This window comes from Bacillus sp. YC2, from assembly GCF_019891195.1.
GTDB lineage: Bacteria > Bacillota > Bacilli > Bacillales > Bacillaceae > Bacillus.
Genome location: NZ_JAHXDO010000002.1, coordinates 300,656 through 315,626 on the forward strand (window position 1 = coordinate 300,656; position 14,971 = coordinate 315,626).

Annotated in this window: 11 protein-coding genes and 2 pseudogenes; 8 read left to right on the forward strand and 5 right to left on the reverse strand. The window is 43.1% G+C overall.

The features are described from left to right. Nucleotides 1-8: 8 nt before the first annotated feature. The 3 genes from KY305_RS06495 (at nucleotide 9) to KY305_RS06505 (ending at nucleotide 2,458) form a co-directional block, all read left to right on the forward strand. Nucleotides 9-503, forward strand: coding sequence for a L,D-transpeptidase family protein (locus tag KY305_RS06495; RefSeq protein WP_223061881.1), 495 nt, complete (start codon nucleotides 9-11; stop codon nucleotides 501-503). A gap of 75 nt (nucleotides 504-578) precedes the next feature. Next, nucleotides 579-1,871: an MFS transporter gene (locus tag KY305_RS06500; protein WP_223061848.1), complete on the forward strand. Its 1,293-nt coding sequence runs from the start codon at nucleotides 579-581 to the stop codon at nucleotides 1,869-1,871. Nucleotides 1,872-1,993: 122 nt separating this feature from the next. Then, a complete protein-coding gene (locus KY305_RS06505) occupies nucleotides 1,994-2,458 on the forward strand; it encodes a YkyB family protein (protein ID WP_061522084.1) in 465 nt (154 codons plus the stop codon). A 39-nt stretch (nucleotides 2,459-2,497) separates the two neighbouring features. On the opposite strand, the gene cheV is transcribed toward KY305_RS06505, so the two are convergent. Then, nucleotides 2,498-3,409, reverse strand: coding sequence for a chemotaxis protein CheV (cheV, locus tag KY305_RS06510; RefSeq protein WP_223061849.1), 912 nt, complete (start codon nucleotides 3,407-3,409; stop codon nucleotides 2,498-2,500). 188 nt (nucleotides 3,410-3,597) lie between these two features. Here cheV and KY305_RS06515 point away from each other — a divergent pair, with 188 nt between their 5' ends. Continuing rightward, complete coding sequence (locus KY305_RS06515) at nucleotides 3,598-3,759, forward strand: hypothetical protein (RefSeq protein WP_223061850.1); 162 nt, start codon at nucleotides 3,598-3,600, stop codon at nucleotides 3,757-3,759. Nucleotides 3,760-3,952: 193 nt separating this feature from the next. Next, nucleotides 3,953-5,133, forward strand: a pseudogene (locus KY305_RS06520) (aminotransferase A); the annotation flags it as partial. Between the two features lie 14 nt (nucleotides 5,134-5,147). On the opposite strand, the gene KY305_RS06525 reads toward KY305_RS06520, so the two are convergent. Together KY305_RS06525 and KY305_RS06530 are read right to left on the reverse strand one after the other, a co-directional pair. Further along, nucleotides 5,148-6,968, reverse strand: a complete 1,821-nt coding sequence (locus KY305_RS06525; protein WP_223061852.1) for a PAS domain-containing protein — start codon at nucleotides 6,966-6,968, stop codon at nucleotides 5,148-5,150. Nucleotides 6,969-7,145: 177 nt separating this feature from the next. Further along, a complete protein-coding gene (locus KY305_RS06530; protein ID WP_223061853.1) occupies nucleotides 7,146-9,278 on the reverse strand; it encodes a peptidoglycan D,D-transpeptidase FtsI family protein in 2,133 nt (710 codons plus the stop codon). A gap of 337 nt (nucleotides 9,279-9,615) precedes the next feature. On the opposite strand from KY305_RS06530, the gene KY305_RS06535 reads away from it, so the two are divergent. The 3 genes and pseudogenes from KY305_RS06535 to KY305_RS06545 all read left to right on the forward strand — a co-directional run bounded on the left by KY305_RS06535 (nucleotide 9,616) and on the right by KY305_RS06545 (nucleotide 11,389). After that, on the forward strand, nucleotides 9,616-10,392 hold the full coding sequence (locus tag KY305_RS06535) for a CAP domain-containing protein (RefSeq protein WP_223061854.1): 777 nt from the start codon (nucleotides 9,616-9,618) through the stop codon (nucleotides 10,390-10,392). A 224-nt stretch (nucleotides 10,393-10,616) separates the two neighbouring features. Beyond that, nucleotides 10,617-10,754 (forward strand): annotated as a pseudogene (locus KY305_RS19925) (P-II family nitrogen regulator); the annotation flags it as partial. Nucleotides 10,755-10,996: 242 nt separating this feature from the next. Continuing rightward, complete coding sequence (locus KY305_RS06545) at nucleotides 10,997-11,389, forward strand: hypothetical protein (protein ID WP_223061856.1); 393 nt, start codon at nucleotides 10,997-10,999, stop codon at nucleotides 11,387-11,389. A 552-nt stretch (nucleotides 11,390-11,941) separates the two neighbouring features. On the opposite strand, the gene KY305_RS06550 is transcribed toward KY305_RS06545, so the two are convergent. Together KY305_RS06550 and KY305_RS06555 are read right to left on the reverse strand one after the other, a co-directional pair. Then, complete coding sequence (locus KY305_RS06550; RefSeq protein ID WP_223061857.1) at nucleotides 11,942-12,808, reverse strand: NAD(P)-dependent oxidoreductase; 867 nt, start codon at nucleotides 12,806-12,808, stop codon at nucleotides 11,942-11,944. Nucleotides 12,809-12,903: 95 nt separating this feature from the next. Continuing rightward, entirely contained in the window at nucleotides 12,904-14,871 is a 1,968-nt protein-coding gene (locus KY305_RS06555) for a methyl-accepting chemotaxis protein (RefSeq protein ID WP_223061858.1), read from the reverse strand. Nucleotides 14,872-14,971: the final 100 nt, after the last annotated feature.

Sequence of the window (14,971 nt, forward strand, 5' to 3'; positions counted from 1 at the left end):
TGATTGAACTGCTGATCTACCAAGTCAAACAAGGTGAAACCATATCCAGCATTGCCGCAGATTTCAGAATGAGCACTGCGGCGCTTCTTCAGGCAAACCCCTCTATACATTCGGCTGTCAATCCGGGGCAGAACATCATAATACCGGGACTTCCAGATCCATCCTCCATCCCATTTTCCATTATTGTCTCTATCGGAGCGAAGCAGCTGCAATTATACCGCAACAGCCGGCTCATCCGCACATACCCGATCGCAGTCGGAAAAATATTGACGACTACGCCGACCGGAGAATTTTACATCGTGAACCGCCAGCCCAAGCCCGGCGGCCCTTTCGGCGCTTATTGGCTCAGCCTGTCAAAACTGCACTACGGCATCCATGGGACAAATAACCCCTCTTCGATCGGCAAAGCTGTGTCTAAAGGATGTATTCGAATGTATAATCAAGACGTTATTGAACTTGCAGCAACCGTGCCGAACGGAACAAAAGTGACAATTACGAGGTAGCGGTATCTCATTTGTTTAAAAAACGAGCTGATGATAATATATTACAGTGGGACCTTTAGGGTAAGGAGCGTGTTTATGGATATATTTAAAAATCGTAATTTTGTCCGTTTATTTTTCGCAGCACTCGCTTCTCAAATGGGAACGACTGTAGGTAATATGGCTTTCGCTTTTTACTTGCTGGACCATTTTTCCAGACAGCCGGCATACACGACTTTGGCTGAGCTGATGTATTCACTGCCGACAGTTTTCGTATTTCTGATTGTCGGTGTCGCAGCTGACCGGCTTGACAGGAAAAAGGTCGCAGAGAATTGTGACTGGATCAGAGCCGGACTGACGATCGTATTGTTTGCCGCATTATACAGCGGGAGTATCCCTCTCGTGTTCTGTATTTTGTTCATCAGAAGCGCCGTGACAAAGTTCTTTTTCCCGGCAGAAGCCAGCCTTGTACAAGCTATCCTGCCTAAGGAGCATTATGCGAAAGCTGCGGGGCTTAATCAAATTCTGTTCAGCATCTTTATGGTATTCGGCGTGGGTATAGGTGCATTTATGTATAAAACGATCGGCATTCACGGAGCGATCATTCTTGATTTTGTCAGCTTTATTGTGTCAGGCTGTCTCATCCGCGCCTGCCGCATTCCAATAGAAGCCCGTCAGCCGAACGGTCCTTTTAAATGGGGAGATTCAGTGCTTAAAGATTCGGTCGCAGATTTTAAAGAAGGTATCGTGTATATTGTCAAAAACAAATTGCTTGCTTCACTTATTTTCGGTTTTTTCATCTTTGGATTTGTCAATGGCGGATTTGCCGTACTGCCGATGTTTACAATGAAGTACGGACTTGCGCCTGACAATTATGAATCGCATACTTCCATCTTTACGGTCGCTCTCGGCTTTGGCTTGCTTGCCGGAAGTGTCGCCGGAACGGTCATCGCCAAGAAGGTCAAGCCGCATCATTTAATGTCGGTTCCTATTTTGGCAGCCGGGCTATTGATCTTTCTGCTTGGCTATACAGATAACCTGTGGATCTATTATGCGACTGCTTTCGTGCTTGGCATGTGTATCGGCCCCGTCAATATCGCTATCGGCGGCTGGATGCCAAAAATCGTCCATCCGAAAATTATGGGCCGTGTGAGCGGCTGGCAAGACCCTTTTATGATGTTTGCCCAGTCCATTACACTCGGTTTGGTCGCCCTGTTATTCCCGAAGATCGTTTCCAATATTGATTACCTTTATTACGGTATGGGAGCCGTTATTTTGATGGTGTTTGTGTTCTATTTTATCGCTCTTCCGAAATACAGCGCCGAGGCAGCCGAGATCGATGTTCAGAAATCGTTAAAGGCCGAATCCAGAAAAACGGCGAAATCTGTCTAATAAAGGAAAAAAATGCGCCCTTTTCATCAGAAAAAGGCGTATTTTTTTAATCAATATTTGCATTTCAACGCTAAAAAAGTATAATCTATATAAGAACTTGATCAATGCAAAGGAGAGAAATAATGGACGACCACGCTTATTCGAAAGAGCTGCAGCCAACCATCGAGAATCTTTCAAAAGCTGTTTATACTGTGAACCGCCATGCAAAAACCGCCCCCAACCCTAAATACCTTTATCTGCTGAAAAAACGGGCTTTACAAAAGCTTGTGAAAGAAGGCAAAGGGAAGAAAATAGGGCTTCATTTTTCAAATAATCCCAGGTTTAGCCAACAGCAGTCAGACGTACTTATCTCTATCGGAGACTACTATTTTCACATGCCTCCAACAAAAGAAGACTTCCAGCATCTTCCGCATTTAGGTACGTTAAATCAATCGTACCGCAATCCTAAAGCACAAATGTCTTTGACAAAAGCGAAAAACTTATTGCAAAAGTATGTGGGCTTAAAGGAAAAACCAATTGCCGCAAACAGGCAGCAGCCCGCTTATCATAAACCCGTGTTTAAAAAACTCGGTGAAAGTTATTTTTAATTCTGCAAAAAGCCGATGCTTAAACGCATCGGCTTTTCTCTATTCCATGACGTATGTATCGACTTTTTTAATCAATTCACTGATTTCCGGTTTGCTGATTTGTTCGTCTGCCCCGACGACCTCTCCCCGATGTCGCAGATCATCTGTAATCAGGGACGAAAAGATCATAATCGGCACATCAGAGCTTTTCGGGTTATCCTTCAGAAGCTTTGTCAAACGGTGGCCGTCCATTTTCGGCATCTCAATGTCACTGATGATCATGTCAACATGCTCTGACAGGTTTGCTCCGTTGTCCGTGAGATTCATCACATAATCATACGCCTCTTTGCCGTTTTCGAAGGCAGCGATCTCATTGTAGCCGGCCTCGGTTAATTCATCCGTCAGCAAACGCATCAGAAGTGGCGAATCTTCAACGATAATCAGCTTTTTGCCTGCCCGTCTTTCATCAAACCCTTCTTGGTGAACATGATATGTTTCGACCCCTGAAGCCGATTCAATATCATAAATGATCTTTTCATAATCAGGTAAAAAGATCATTGTGTCTTCGAGTTTAATGATACCGGTCAAATGCCGCTCCATGCCCTGGTTGAGTGAAGTCGGCTTTTCAATGGCCTCCCATGACACCCGGTGGATTTGTGAAACGGAACCGACGTGAAAGACAATTTTCCGTTTGTTAAATTCTGTTACGATATATTTATCGTCTTTTGATCCTTGAGCGTCAACGTCAAAAAATGAATACAGGCTGATGACGGGAAGGATTTCGCCTCTCAGCTTAATCATTCCTTCTACATCCTTGTGAGACTGGGGCACTGATGTCACGTCGACCGGCTGGATAATTTCCCGGACTTTCATCACATTAATGCCAAATGTATTAACGCCTACTTCAAATTTGACGATTTCTAATTCATTTGTGCCTGAATCCAATAAAATATTGTATTGTTGTAAAGACAATTCAATCCCTCGCTATCCGCATTCAGTATTGTACTGTATATATCGGCTGAAAATAGAAAAAGTGAATGTGTTCAGGCCAACTGGCTATGAACTCTTTACAAAAAGATTCATTTTGCCGATACCCCATTGACTTTTTGGCGTCCAGTGGTAAAATAGTCAAGGATTTTTCAGGAAGAAGGGTGTAATGAATGGGTACAGTAGTCATATTCGACCAAGATAAAATGACAGTATTAGAAGATATCAGCAAAACGGCTTATCTGCGGATGAAAAAAGAAGCAGAAGATAGTCTTGATAAGCCCTCCCCGTATTTCGTATGGCAGGAAGATCTCAGCTTTGAATACGGTTATTGATGAACATATCACAATAGATAGATCATGATACAATGAAGACAATCATTTCAGCTGGTTGTCTTATTTTTTTCTGAAAGAAGGTATGTTTTCACATATCGGACATATACTCGGGTTAGACCAATTAAATAGATGACAAATGCTCAGCTAATGGTAAAATAGGATAAACTCAATATATAGTGTAAGGTGATGAATTATGGAACATTTGCTTAATCCGAAAGTAAAAGAAATCGAAATTTCAGGAATTCGCAAATTCTCAAATCTTGTAGCCCAATACGAAAACGTCATTTCGCTTACCATCGGCCAGCCGGATTTTTTCACGCCGCATCATGTCAAAGCAGCTGCAAAAAAAGCAATCGATGAGAATGCAACGGCTTATACACCGAATGCGGGCGGGCTTGAGCTGAGACAGGCCGTTCAGCTTTATATGAAGAAAAAAGCCGATTTGAACTATGAAGCTGAAACTGAAATCATCGTCACAACGGGGGCAAGCCAAGCGATTGACGCCTCTTTGCGGACGATTTTATCTCCCGGCGATGAAGTTATTCTGCCCGGACCGATTTATCCGGGCTATGAACCGATTATCCGCATGTGCGGCGCCATTCCCGTCCACGTTGATACGACGACACACGGCTTTAAGCTGACGGCGCGTCTTATTGAAGAATCAATAACGCCGAAAACAAAATGTGTCGTGCTTCCTTATCCGTCAAACCCGACCGGGGTGACGTTATCTGAGGAAGAGCTGAAGAATATCGCAGCCGTACTGAAGGGCAGAAATGTGTTTGTTTTATCTGACGAAATTTACAGCGAATTAACCTTTGACAGACCTCATTATTCTATTGCATCGTTTTTGAGAGACCAGACGATCGTGATCAACGGCCTCTCAAAATCACACAGCATGACAGGCTGGAGAATCGGGTTCATTTTCGCTCCGAAAGAAATTGCAAAGCATATTTTAAAAGTGCACCAATACAGCGTCACATGCGCGTCATCCATCTCCCAAAAAGCGGCGCTTGAGGCGGTGACAAACGGTGTTGATGATGCGCTTATCATGAGAGAACAGTATAAAAAGCGGCTTGATTATGTATATGACCGTCTCATTTCAATGGGACTTGACGTTGTAAAGCCGTCAGGTGCCTTTTATATCTTCCCTTCCATTAAATCATTCGGGATGTCATCGTTTGATTTTAGTATGGCGCTTTTGGAGGATGCAGGTGTGGCGCTGGTGCCCGGCAGCTCGTTTTCAAAGTTAGGTGAAGGATATGTGAGGCTGTCATTCGCATATTCACTGGATACATTAAGAGAAGGCTTGGACCGGCTGGAAGCATTTGTTTTAAAAACGAGAGAATCCATGCAGACTATTTAAACAACGGCATAACGCCGTTGTTTTTTTATTGTTTTGGGAATGAAATTTTAAAGGCTGTGCCTTTATCCGGTTTGCTGTCTACTTGAATGGCTCCCTGATGATTTTTAATCAGATTAAACGTTACCATAAGCCCCAGTCCGGTTCCTTTTTCTTTTGTCGTTAAAAACGGTTCTCCTATTCGTTTCAGCACGTTCTCCGGTATACCGTCACCCTCGTCTTTTATCGTCACGTTAACGGAATACTCGTCTTCTGTCATGAGAATGTGAACCGTTCCGCCATCAGGCATGGACTCGACCGCATTTTTAATCAAATTGATAAACACCTGCTTCAGCTGGTTTTGGTCGCCGTTAATATACACGCTGTCCTGACCGTATTCCGTCTTGATGAAAGTTCCTTTGAGATTTGCCTGTGTTTCTAGGAGAGCCGTCACTTCGCTTATGATTTTCTTCAGGTTTACACGCTCTTTAACGGCGTTTTGCTGTGGTTTGGCAAGCATCAAAAGCTCGCTCAGGATTAATTCGATTCTGCTCAGTTCAGAAAACACAATCTCAAAATAATGCTCATTGCCTTCCATTGTAGGCTTCATCAGCTGTAAAAAGCCTTTAATGGCCGTCAGCGGGTTGCGGATTTCATGGGCAATTCCCGCCGCGAGCTGCCCTGCAATGGACAGTTTTTCCGACTTCAGCATTAATTCCTCTGTCTGCTTCCGCTCGGAGATATCACGCAGAATAACTTGTACGGCCGTTTCTCCGAAAAACGTCGTCGGGATACAGACCATCTCCGTATAGATCAGCCGATTTTTAAACGTAAACCAAGATTGTTTAATGATTTCGGACTCGGTCTTCCGTTCGATAATGTTTTGGACGCGTTTCCTCACGCTGTCATGATCGCAAGGATGAAGCTGGTCATAGACGTTTTTCCCGATTAAATCTTCATACGTTGCCGCCTCAAACAGTGAAATACCCGATTCATTCATGAACACCCATTTGTCATTATGAATAACGGCAATCGTGTCGATGGAATTTTGAATGAGCAGCTGATAACGCTCCCTGCTTTTTTGCAGGATCGTTTGAAATTTTTTCCGTGAAGAAATATCAATCAGGAGAAGCAATTCAGCCCGCTGATTTTTGTATGTCGTTGGAGCCGCTTTCACCTCTAAATGAACGGGTGTGCCGTCAAGCCTTTTCCACGTCTGTTCAATCATTCCGACTTCCATTCCTTTTTGCATGCGCACAATTCTGTTTTTCACGATGTCATGATATTCTTCCTCGATAAATTCATAAGATCGCCTGCCGATCACAACATCCTTGCTTTCGGCTCCCAGCATTGCAAGCATCGCATTGTTTGCGTACGCTATTGTACCGTTGATGCTGACGTATAAAGGGTTGGGAAGCATTTCAACAAGACGTTCAAATTCGCCGTTTTCAGCCGCCTCTGCTGACTGTTCTTCTGCCTGCTGCTTCTTTTGCTCACAGATGAGAGGCATGCGGGGCGTTTCTTCCTCAAGCACCTTGATCTTAAGGATGATTTCCCGCTCTGTTCCCTCCATTTGCGGTGTGACAATTTCCACACCCGCTTCAAGCCATACGATGGTATGATCTTTTTTAATAAGACGAAAGGTGCACGGCATTAAATGATGCTCGTTATAGAAATAACTTTCAACCAAAAACTGATCTTCCTCATGCAGAAATGTTTTGAGAAATGATCCCATCATCTCTTCCTGGGAATAGCTGAAATATGATTTGCAGTTTGCAGAAATATACATAATGCGTCCGTTAGAAGTTAAGACGGCATGAATATCAGTTTTCGATTGAAGCTGTTTTACATGCTGAGTATCCTGTTCCACAGAATCCCTCCTTTGCATTATACTCGCACTGCAGGCTGCCCACGGACTGATAGTAAAAGAATTTCCACTAGATTGATTCGCTAAAAAATGAGTATTCTCCTTCTATTCTAATTGTGAACGTCAATTTTCCTGAATGAAAGAAAGGGCGCACGATATGTTCGGCCGCCCTTTCTTTTGTTATTTTTTATTGTATTTCTTTTCAAGTTCTTTGTAAGCGTCAATTGCTCCCTTGGCAATATTTTTGCTGACGGGATCGTGATCATCTTGAACTGAGGGAACAACGACGCTGAATGCCACTTTTGGATTTTCTGACGGATAATAACCGACAAAGGTCAGGTTATACGGCTCTTTTCCCCACCAGTTTCTGTTCGTGCCGTAATAGTGCGTCTGTGCGGTTCCCGTTTTTCCGGAAACATCAGCGCCGGAACCTTGGAACGTTGTATAAGCCGTACCTTGAGGTGAGCTTGTGACCAATTTCATTCCTTTATGAACTTGGTCAAAATCACTCGGACTGTTATTGACTTTGTTCAATATTTTGATATCACGCTGTTCAATCGCTTTCCCCAGTTTGTTTTTGCTGTCCGGTTCATGAATGCTTGTGACGATCCGCGGCTGGACGCGATATCCGCCGTTTGCGATGGCTGAAATATATTGAGCCATTTGAAGCGGCGTATATGTATCAAATTGTCCGATCGCAAAGTCCAGCAGCAATCCCCCGACCACTTGCGGATTGGACTGCATTCCCGCTGATTCCTGAGGAAGATCAATCCCGGTTTTCACACCCAGGCCGAATTGGGCGTAGTAGTTGCGCATTTTCTTAATATCGTCTAATCCGGCAGGCAGCGTGCCGTTCGGGATGTAGGTAATGCCCGCGATATGCATGGCAACATTAAACATATACACGTTTGAACTTCTTTGCAGCGCGGTCAGCTCAGTGATGGGTCCCATTTGTGTCCACGATTGTTTTTTCGTGTTGTCTTTAAACGTAAGAGGTGCATCGACAAACGTTTTATAATGCGGAAGGCCGCTTTGATACCCCGCGAGAACAGTCGCTCCTTTAACAGAAGAGCCCATCTCATATTGGGTCGTAAATGATCCGATCGCAAAATCCTGAATTTTATTTGTTTCCAGATCGATGCGTTTCCCCGCCATTGAGAGAATATCCCCGTTGTTCGGATCCATCATGACGGCAAACCCTCTGTCAACCATATAGTTGCCTGCAGCGCGGCTTCTTCTCAGCTCTTTTTCAATTACTTTTTCTACTTTCGACTGCAGTTCCATATCAAGCGAGAGCTGCAGGTCGTAGCCTCTGCTGCCTTCATCGACGGGCTTTTGGCTGACGACCTCACCTTTGCTGTTTTCCACATACTCTACTTTTTCTTTATGAGCATTTAAATAGTCCTCATACTGATATTCGATGTAGCTTTTTCCCACTCGGTCATTCAGTGAGTAGCCTCTTGTGACATAGTAATCTTTCCGTTCACCCAACAATCCCTGTTCCGGGGTCGTCACACCGCCGAACAGAGAGTACAGCGTTTTGTCGTAAGGATATTTCCGCGTCCAGTCATTGATTACGTCAATGCCGGGGAGCTCTTTCAGGTTCTCGGATACGATAGAAACTTCTTCATATGTCAGATCGCTTTTCGGTTTCTGCTTATTGTTTTCATGCTCGTCAAGCAGCGACCCGCTTTTTCCGTTTCCGTTAAGCTTATTAGGGTCCATTGATTTGACGACTTGCGGCTGATAGGCGTTGCCACTTGAAAAACGCGTATAAATCGCCGCGATTTCCAGCTCTTTTTTATCTTTTTTGATCGCGTCAATCTCCTGCTTCGGAACGCGTTCAATCTGGCGTTTGTATACTTCTTGCGGTTTCAGGCTGTTTTCTGAATCCTTCATAAGCTTTTCCGCCTTCTTCGGATGTGCCGCCAGCCAGTAATCAATGATATTTCGATCCTTCATAAATTCAGTATCAATATGGATCAGTGCGGCGAGATTTTTTGCCGTTTTCAATTTGTCCTTTGCCGAGGTTTTTGAGGTGGATACATATACAATTTCGGGTACGGCCTGGTTATCAACCGCCACTCTGTTCCGCTTGTCATACATCTTTCCCCTCGGTGTCGGATAATAGGCGGTTTTTGCATTTGCCTTCTCCGCATCCTGGCGATGTTTATCCCCTTCGACAATCTGGACGATACCGAGTTTAAAAATAAGCGCCGTAAAGAGAAAGAAAACAATCAAGAAATAAAGATTCATTCTCAACGCTCTGTGCTTTTTGGTTTTTTTCTTTGGTTCGCGCGCGACTTCAGCCACTTCCCGTTACACCTCTCAAATCATTCAATATATTTACATAAACAGATTTTAATTGTAACATTTTTGTAAAAGTTGTTACAGCGAAAAAGGGTAAAAAAAACTGTCAAGATCAAATTATCTTAAAATATATCTAACGCTTCAAATAATTTGAAGACATGTAACAGAACCATAAAAATAAATACAGAGCGTTTTTCCCTGTATAAAGCCTTCCGGCGTCTCTCAGTTACAAATATGACAATCCTCCGTTGTCAAAGGAAAAGGCTGGTTCCAATATGACAAAAAAACTATGATAAGATTTTTGGTGTAGAAAAAAACTTCTCTGGGAGGCTATGAACTTATGAAGAAAGCATTTATTTTATCTGCTGCCGCGGCAGTCAGCTTATTTACATTCGGAGGCATCCAGCAGGCATCTGCAAAAGAATTGTCTTGCCAACACGTGGTCACTGTAAAAACAGGAAATACAGTACAGCACCTGACGCTTAAAGAGGCATCCGCAAAGCTACATATGAAAACAAGCGTTAAAACGTTAAAGGTCAAAAATGAAAAAGAATTAAAGCAGCTTCTTCAAAAGCACGCGAAGCATTCAGATATGACAATTAAAGATGTTCAAAAAAATACACCGGCGAAAACGGCTCCGACGGCTTCAGAAAAACCGAAAGCCGGGCAAAGCCAATCGGCTGACAACGCAAAGCAAACAGATAAAACAAACAGCAGCACAACGGCCGCTCCTTCATCTGTAAGTGCGTACGAAAAGAAAGTCGTTGAATTGACAAATGCAGAGAGACAAAAGCAAGGCTTAAAACCTTTGCAGATTGATGAAAAACTAAGCAAATCAGCGCACGCAAAATCACAAGATATGAAAGACAAAAACTATTTCGATCACCAAAGCCCTACTTATGGCTCACCTTTCGATATGATGAAGTCTTTCGGAATCACTTATAAAACTGCTGGTGAAAATATCGCCAAAGGACAGCCGACTCCTGAAGCTGTCGTTAAAGCATGGATGAACAGTAAGGGCCATAGAGAAAACATCTTAAATCCTGAGTTTACTCAAATCGGTGTCGGTTATGTGGCATCAGGCAACATCTGGACACAGCAATTTATCGGAAAATAAACAAAAAAGATTGCCCCTCCGGGCAATCTTCAGATTAAAGAGAAAGTGGGGGTTTTAAAGACGTATGTCAAAGAAACCCTCCTTTTTTTAATTTCTTTCGTTCTGAGACACAAAATATGGTGTTCCTGCATGTGGAATCAAACCAGTATATTGTGTGGTTAAAATTTCAAAAAGGCTGTCGAGGTTTTCTCGACAGCCTGAAGATTGCCCCTCCGGGCAATCTTTTGCCTGTCGAAAAAGTGGCTGAGACGGCGCAAAAAGCGCTCAAAACCGGTGAACCCGGAGACGGCAAAATCTTTATTTATGAAATTCACAACAAAATCAACATCCGTACGGGCGAAGAAGGGCCTGACACTTTATAAATTTATAAAAATTTGAGCTCCCGGCACAGAGGTGCCGGGAGCTTTTTTGTAAAATCTCAAACGTGATGATTAAATTGGTTTTGCTAGCCTTTACTTCTTTAGTAATACTTCATTTAATAAAAAGTAGAATTTACCTATTTTTTGTTGAATACTTTTTCAAAATTCAGTAATATAGTAAATATGTTTCTAAATAAATGAAGGAAGGAAGGAAGGAAGGAAGGAAGGAAGGAAGGAAGTTTCAATTGAAAAAAATTGTAATGACACTATTCACAGTTGCTCTTTTGACATTCGGGATTTTCTCAAACAGTTCAGAAGCGTTAGCCATGACTTCAAAAGGAGCAATTAAATTCCAAACAGATGCTAATACTTACTCAAAACACGCTACTTCTATTGTCGTAACAGGTACTGTTCCTACAAAATATGAGGTAAACTGGGGTGTTAGAGTTCTTCTTGTCAATAAAAAAGGAGATGTAGTCAAAGATATAGATGTTAATGGCCGTAATATTCGCAGTTTTAAAGTGAGCTTTTTGACAAAAAATATTCCAGCAGGCAAGTATGATGTGGTGGTAGCATTGACTTGGGGAAATCAAACCCATAGAGGAGAACTGAAACACTATATTACTGTACAACATTAAAATTCATATTATTAACAAATGGGTTTAACGTTGATTTCATCTGGAATTCAAAAAACAGCATGTAATGATGAAATCTCTGAATCGAGGATGTTTTCGTAAATCTCTTGGATTTTTTACGATACATCCTCTTTTATTTTTCAGTTTTGCTAGAAGGCTAATCTGTAGAGTTTCAATTTCGGATGCCAAATTATTAGGTTTTAATTGCGGGAATACGAACTCGATTTATTGCTATTACATTTGGGTTACTCGAATTCATAGTTTGAATCAAACATGATACATCCTACTGTTGTAAAGTTGTATTAATCCTAATAATTATTCGGAAATCCCCCTTTATAATAGACAGTCAGCATCAAACAAACGAGGGGGATTTTCCAAACAGTAGAACATTATAAACGGATACACGTTAATACATTATCCTGCCAAGTTCCTGTCTTCATTAAAGGCTCTAAGAATACAAGGTTTGCAGATCATTGTTTATAAAACACCATCAACAATACTGTAAGCCTTCGCTTCCTTAGCATCCATAAAATAGTCGCGTTCGGGCAATCTTTTTTATTTCACCCAAAGCTTATAAATGCTTTGAGTCCCGCTGTTTTCCTCGCCCTGTGCCGCAAGTTTATCGTATAACGATTTGGCAAGCGCCAAGCCGGGCATGTCCTCTCCCATCAGTTCCGCTTCCTCAAGGGCAATTCCCATGTCTTTAATGAAATGTTTGACATAAAAACCGGGTTCAAAGTCGCCTTTCAGCATACGGGGAGCGAGGTTTGACAATGACCAGCTTCCGGCAGCTCCGGTTGTGATGCTTTTGAGCACATGTTCCGGATTCAAGCCGGATTTTTGAGCATATGCCATCGCCTCAGCCACTCCGACCATTCCGGCCGCAATCGCGATTTGGTTGCACATTTTTGTGTGCTGCCCGCTTCCTGCCGGCCCTTGATATTGAATGTTTTCACCCATTACATTAAAGATCGGGAGGCAGGCTTCAAACGCTTCTTTGTCTCCGCCGGCCATAATGGCAAGCGTTCCGTTTCGGGCGCCGATATCTCCTCCCGAAACAGGTGCGTCAATGGCGTATATTGATTTTTGCTGCGCCTGTTCTGCTATCTTTTTGGCAAGGGACGGTTTTGATGTCGTCATGTCAATGACATATGTCCCCTCTTTTGCATGATTGAGAATCCCATTTTCGCTTAAATAAATGTCCTCAACGTCACTCGGATAGCCGACCATTGTAATGATGACATCAGCTTCCTCTGAAAGGTCCTTGACCGTCTCCTTCCAGACAGCTCCCTTGTTGAGGGTCGGATCTGCTTTTTGTTTTGTCCGCGTATACACCAGGACTGGATAGCCTGCTTCTAAAATATGGGACGCCATACTGTTTCCCATCACGCCTAAACCGATAAAACCGACTGTTTTTTTCAATGCGCTTTCCTCCCTGGTGATCGATTCACATATCATTCTTCCATTTCTAGATTACCATATTACAGATCGATTCTATAGAGTGAAAAAGAGTTCGGCTACAGTGTGAATTTAGAGATGGCGCCGACCAGTTCCTCGCTTGCGCTTTTTAACAGATCTGTCGATTGTTTCACTTTTTCGAGCGTAACCAGCTGCTCATCCGTCGAGGCGTTCACTTCTTCCGCCGCGGCCGCAGATTCCTGCGAGATGGCGGAAATGCTTTGAATGGCTTCTGAGATAGCCGCTTGTTCTTCGCTCATCTTTTGAATGTCATGATAGATATGGTCGATTCCCTGAACGAGTGACTGCATTTCAGTTGTAATGAGATTGAGCACTTCGCCCGTTTCATGAATGGCGCTGTTTTGTTCATCATTCATTCTGCTTGCCTCTGTCATGGCATGAGATGCCTCTTTTGTTTCTGATTGAATCAGCCGGACCGTCTCACTGATATGCTTCGAAGAAAGGGCGGATTGTTCAGCGAGCTTGCGGACTTCTTCTGCAACCACGGCAAATCCCCGCCCGCTTTCTCCGGCTCTGGCCGCTTCAATGCTCGCATTTAACGCAAGCAGATTCGTCTGGTCAGAGATCGCTGATATCGCCGTTACGACTTCCTCTATGTTTTTCGTTTGATTTTCCAGATCAGTCAGCATTGTCTCTACTTTTTTCGTTTCGGTATTGGCTTCGTTTGACTTCATCAGCAGCTGGCCAAGCGCGTCCAATCCTTTGTAGCTGGCATCCTCTGATGATTTTGAAAGAGTTTTAATGCTTCCTGCGCGGTCAGCGATTCCTTTCATTTTGCTTGAAAGATTTTCGGATTTTTCATTGATCGTTTCAACCTCGGACGCCTGCTCTGTCGCTCCGGCGGCAACTTCTTCTATCGCTTTTGCGATTTGCCCGCTCGTTTCATTCGTCTCTTGTGATATGACGGTTAATTGTTCTGACGTGTCGGACACTTGTTCAGAAGAGGCTTTGACCTGCTCGACCATCGATTTCATATTTTCAACCATCTGGTTAAAGTCTTTTGTCAATACGCCTACTTCATCTCTTGATTTCGTCTGTGCATGAACGGTTAGATCTCCGGCAGAAACTGAGTTCGTTTTTGCGATCAGCTGCTGAATCGGACCGGTAATTGTTTTAGCCAGAAAATAGCTGAGCCCGATCGTTATGATAAGAGCGATCAGTGACATGAAAATGCCCACTGTGTTCATTCGGTCGGCGACCCCCATCAGCTGATCTTTGTCAAACTGCGTCCCGACCTTCCAGCCTGTTTCTTTTATCGTTTGATAGACGATCATTTTCCCCTGCTGCTCTTGAATCCCTTCTTTTCCGGAGCTGATTACTTTTAAGGCTTGATCGTCCGAAATATTTTTCCCTTGTTCTGACGGATGTGCCAGAAGAGCTCCATTCTCGTCAGCCAAAAATGCAAACCCTTTATACGGAACCTTTTGCTTATTGACCATGCTTTGAATGGAGGACAGTTTAAGGTCTAAGCTCGCGACTCCGATAACTTTTCCGCCGTTTTGAACCGCTTTGGCAGCTGTAACAATCATATCTCCGGTTACAACGTCTTTATAAGGCTCAGTCCACACAACACGATCCGGCTTTTCAGCTGCCAGCTTATACCACGATCTGTTTGTCGGATCATAGTCTTTGGCAAAATCGGCCTTTGGATATGTAATCATTTGCTTTCTTTCGGTTCCGACGTATGCGAGAGCAACATACTTGTCATTTTCTTCAATCTGCTTTAATTCATCATGAAACAGCTGGGCGGTATCCTTCTTCTCCTCCGTTAAGAATGAACGGGACAATTCACCGTTTGCTAATCTCAATAAAGAAATTTCATAATTCTTCAATTGAAGCTCGATGTTTTGTCCGAGTGAATTTGTGACGTTCTGTGTCGTATGTTTCGCTTCATCCGTCATCATCGGTTTTAATGTCAGATAAGAAGAAACCGTTAAAAAAACAACCGTTAATATAAGCATTGCCGATACAAAAACAGCAATTTTGATATGCATTTTTTTAAACATACCCATCCCCTCCTGAGAGTTATATCGGTCTTTTGACTAAGAAAATGAATAAACTCTTGGAATAATTATCTGAAATTTCATCTTTTCTTCTCTTTACATT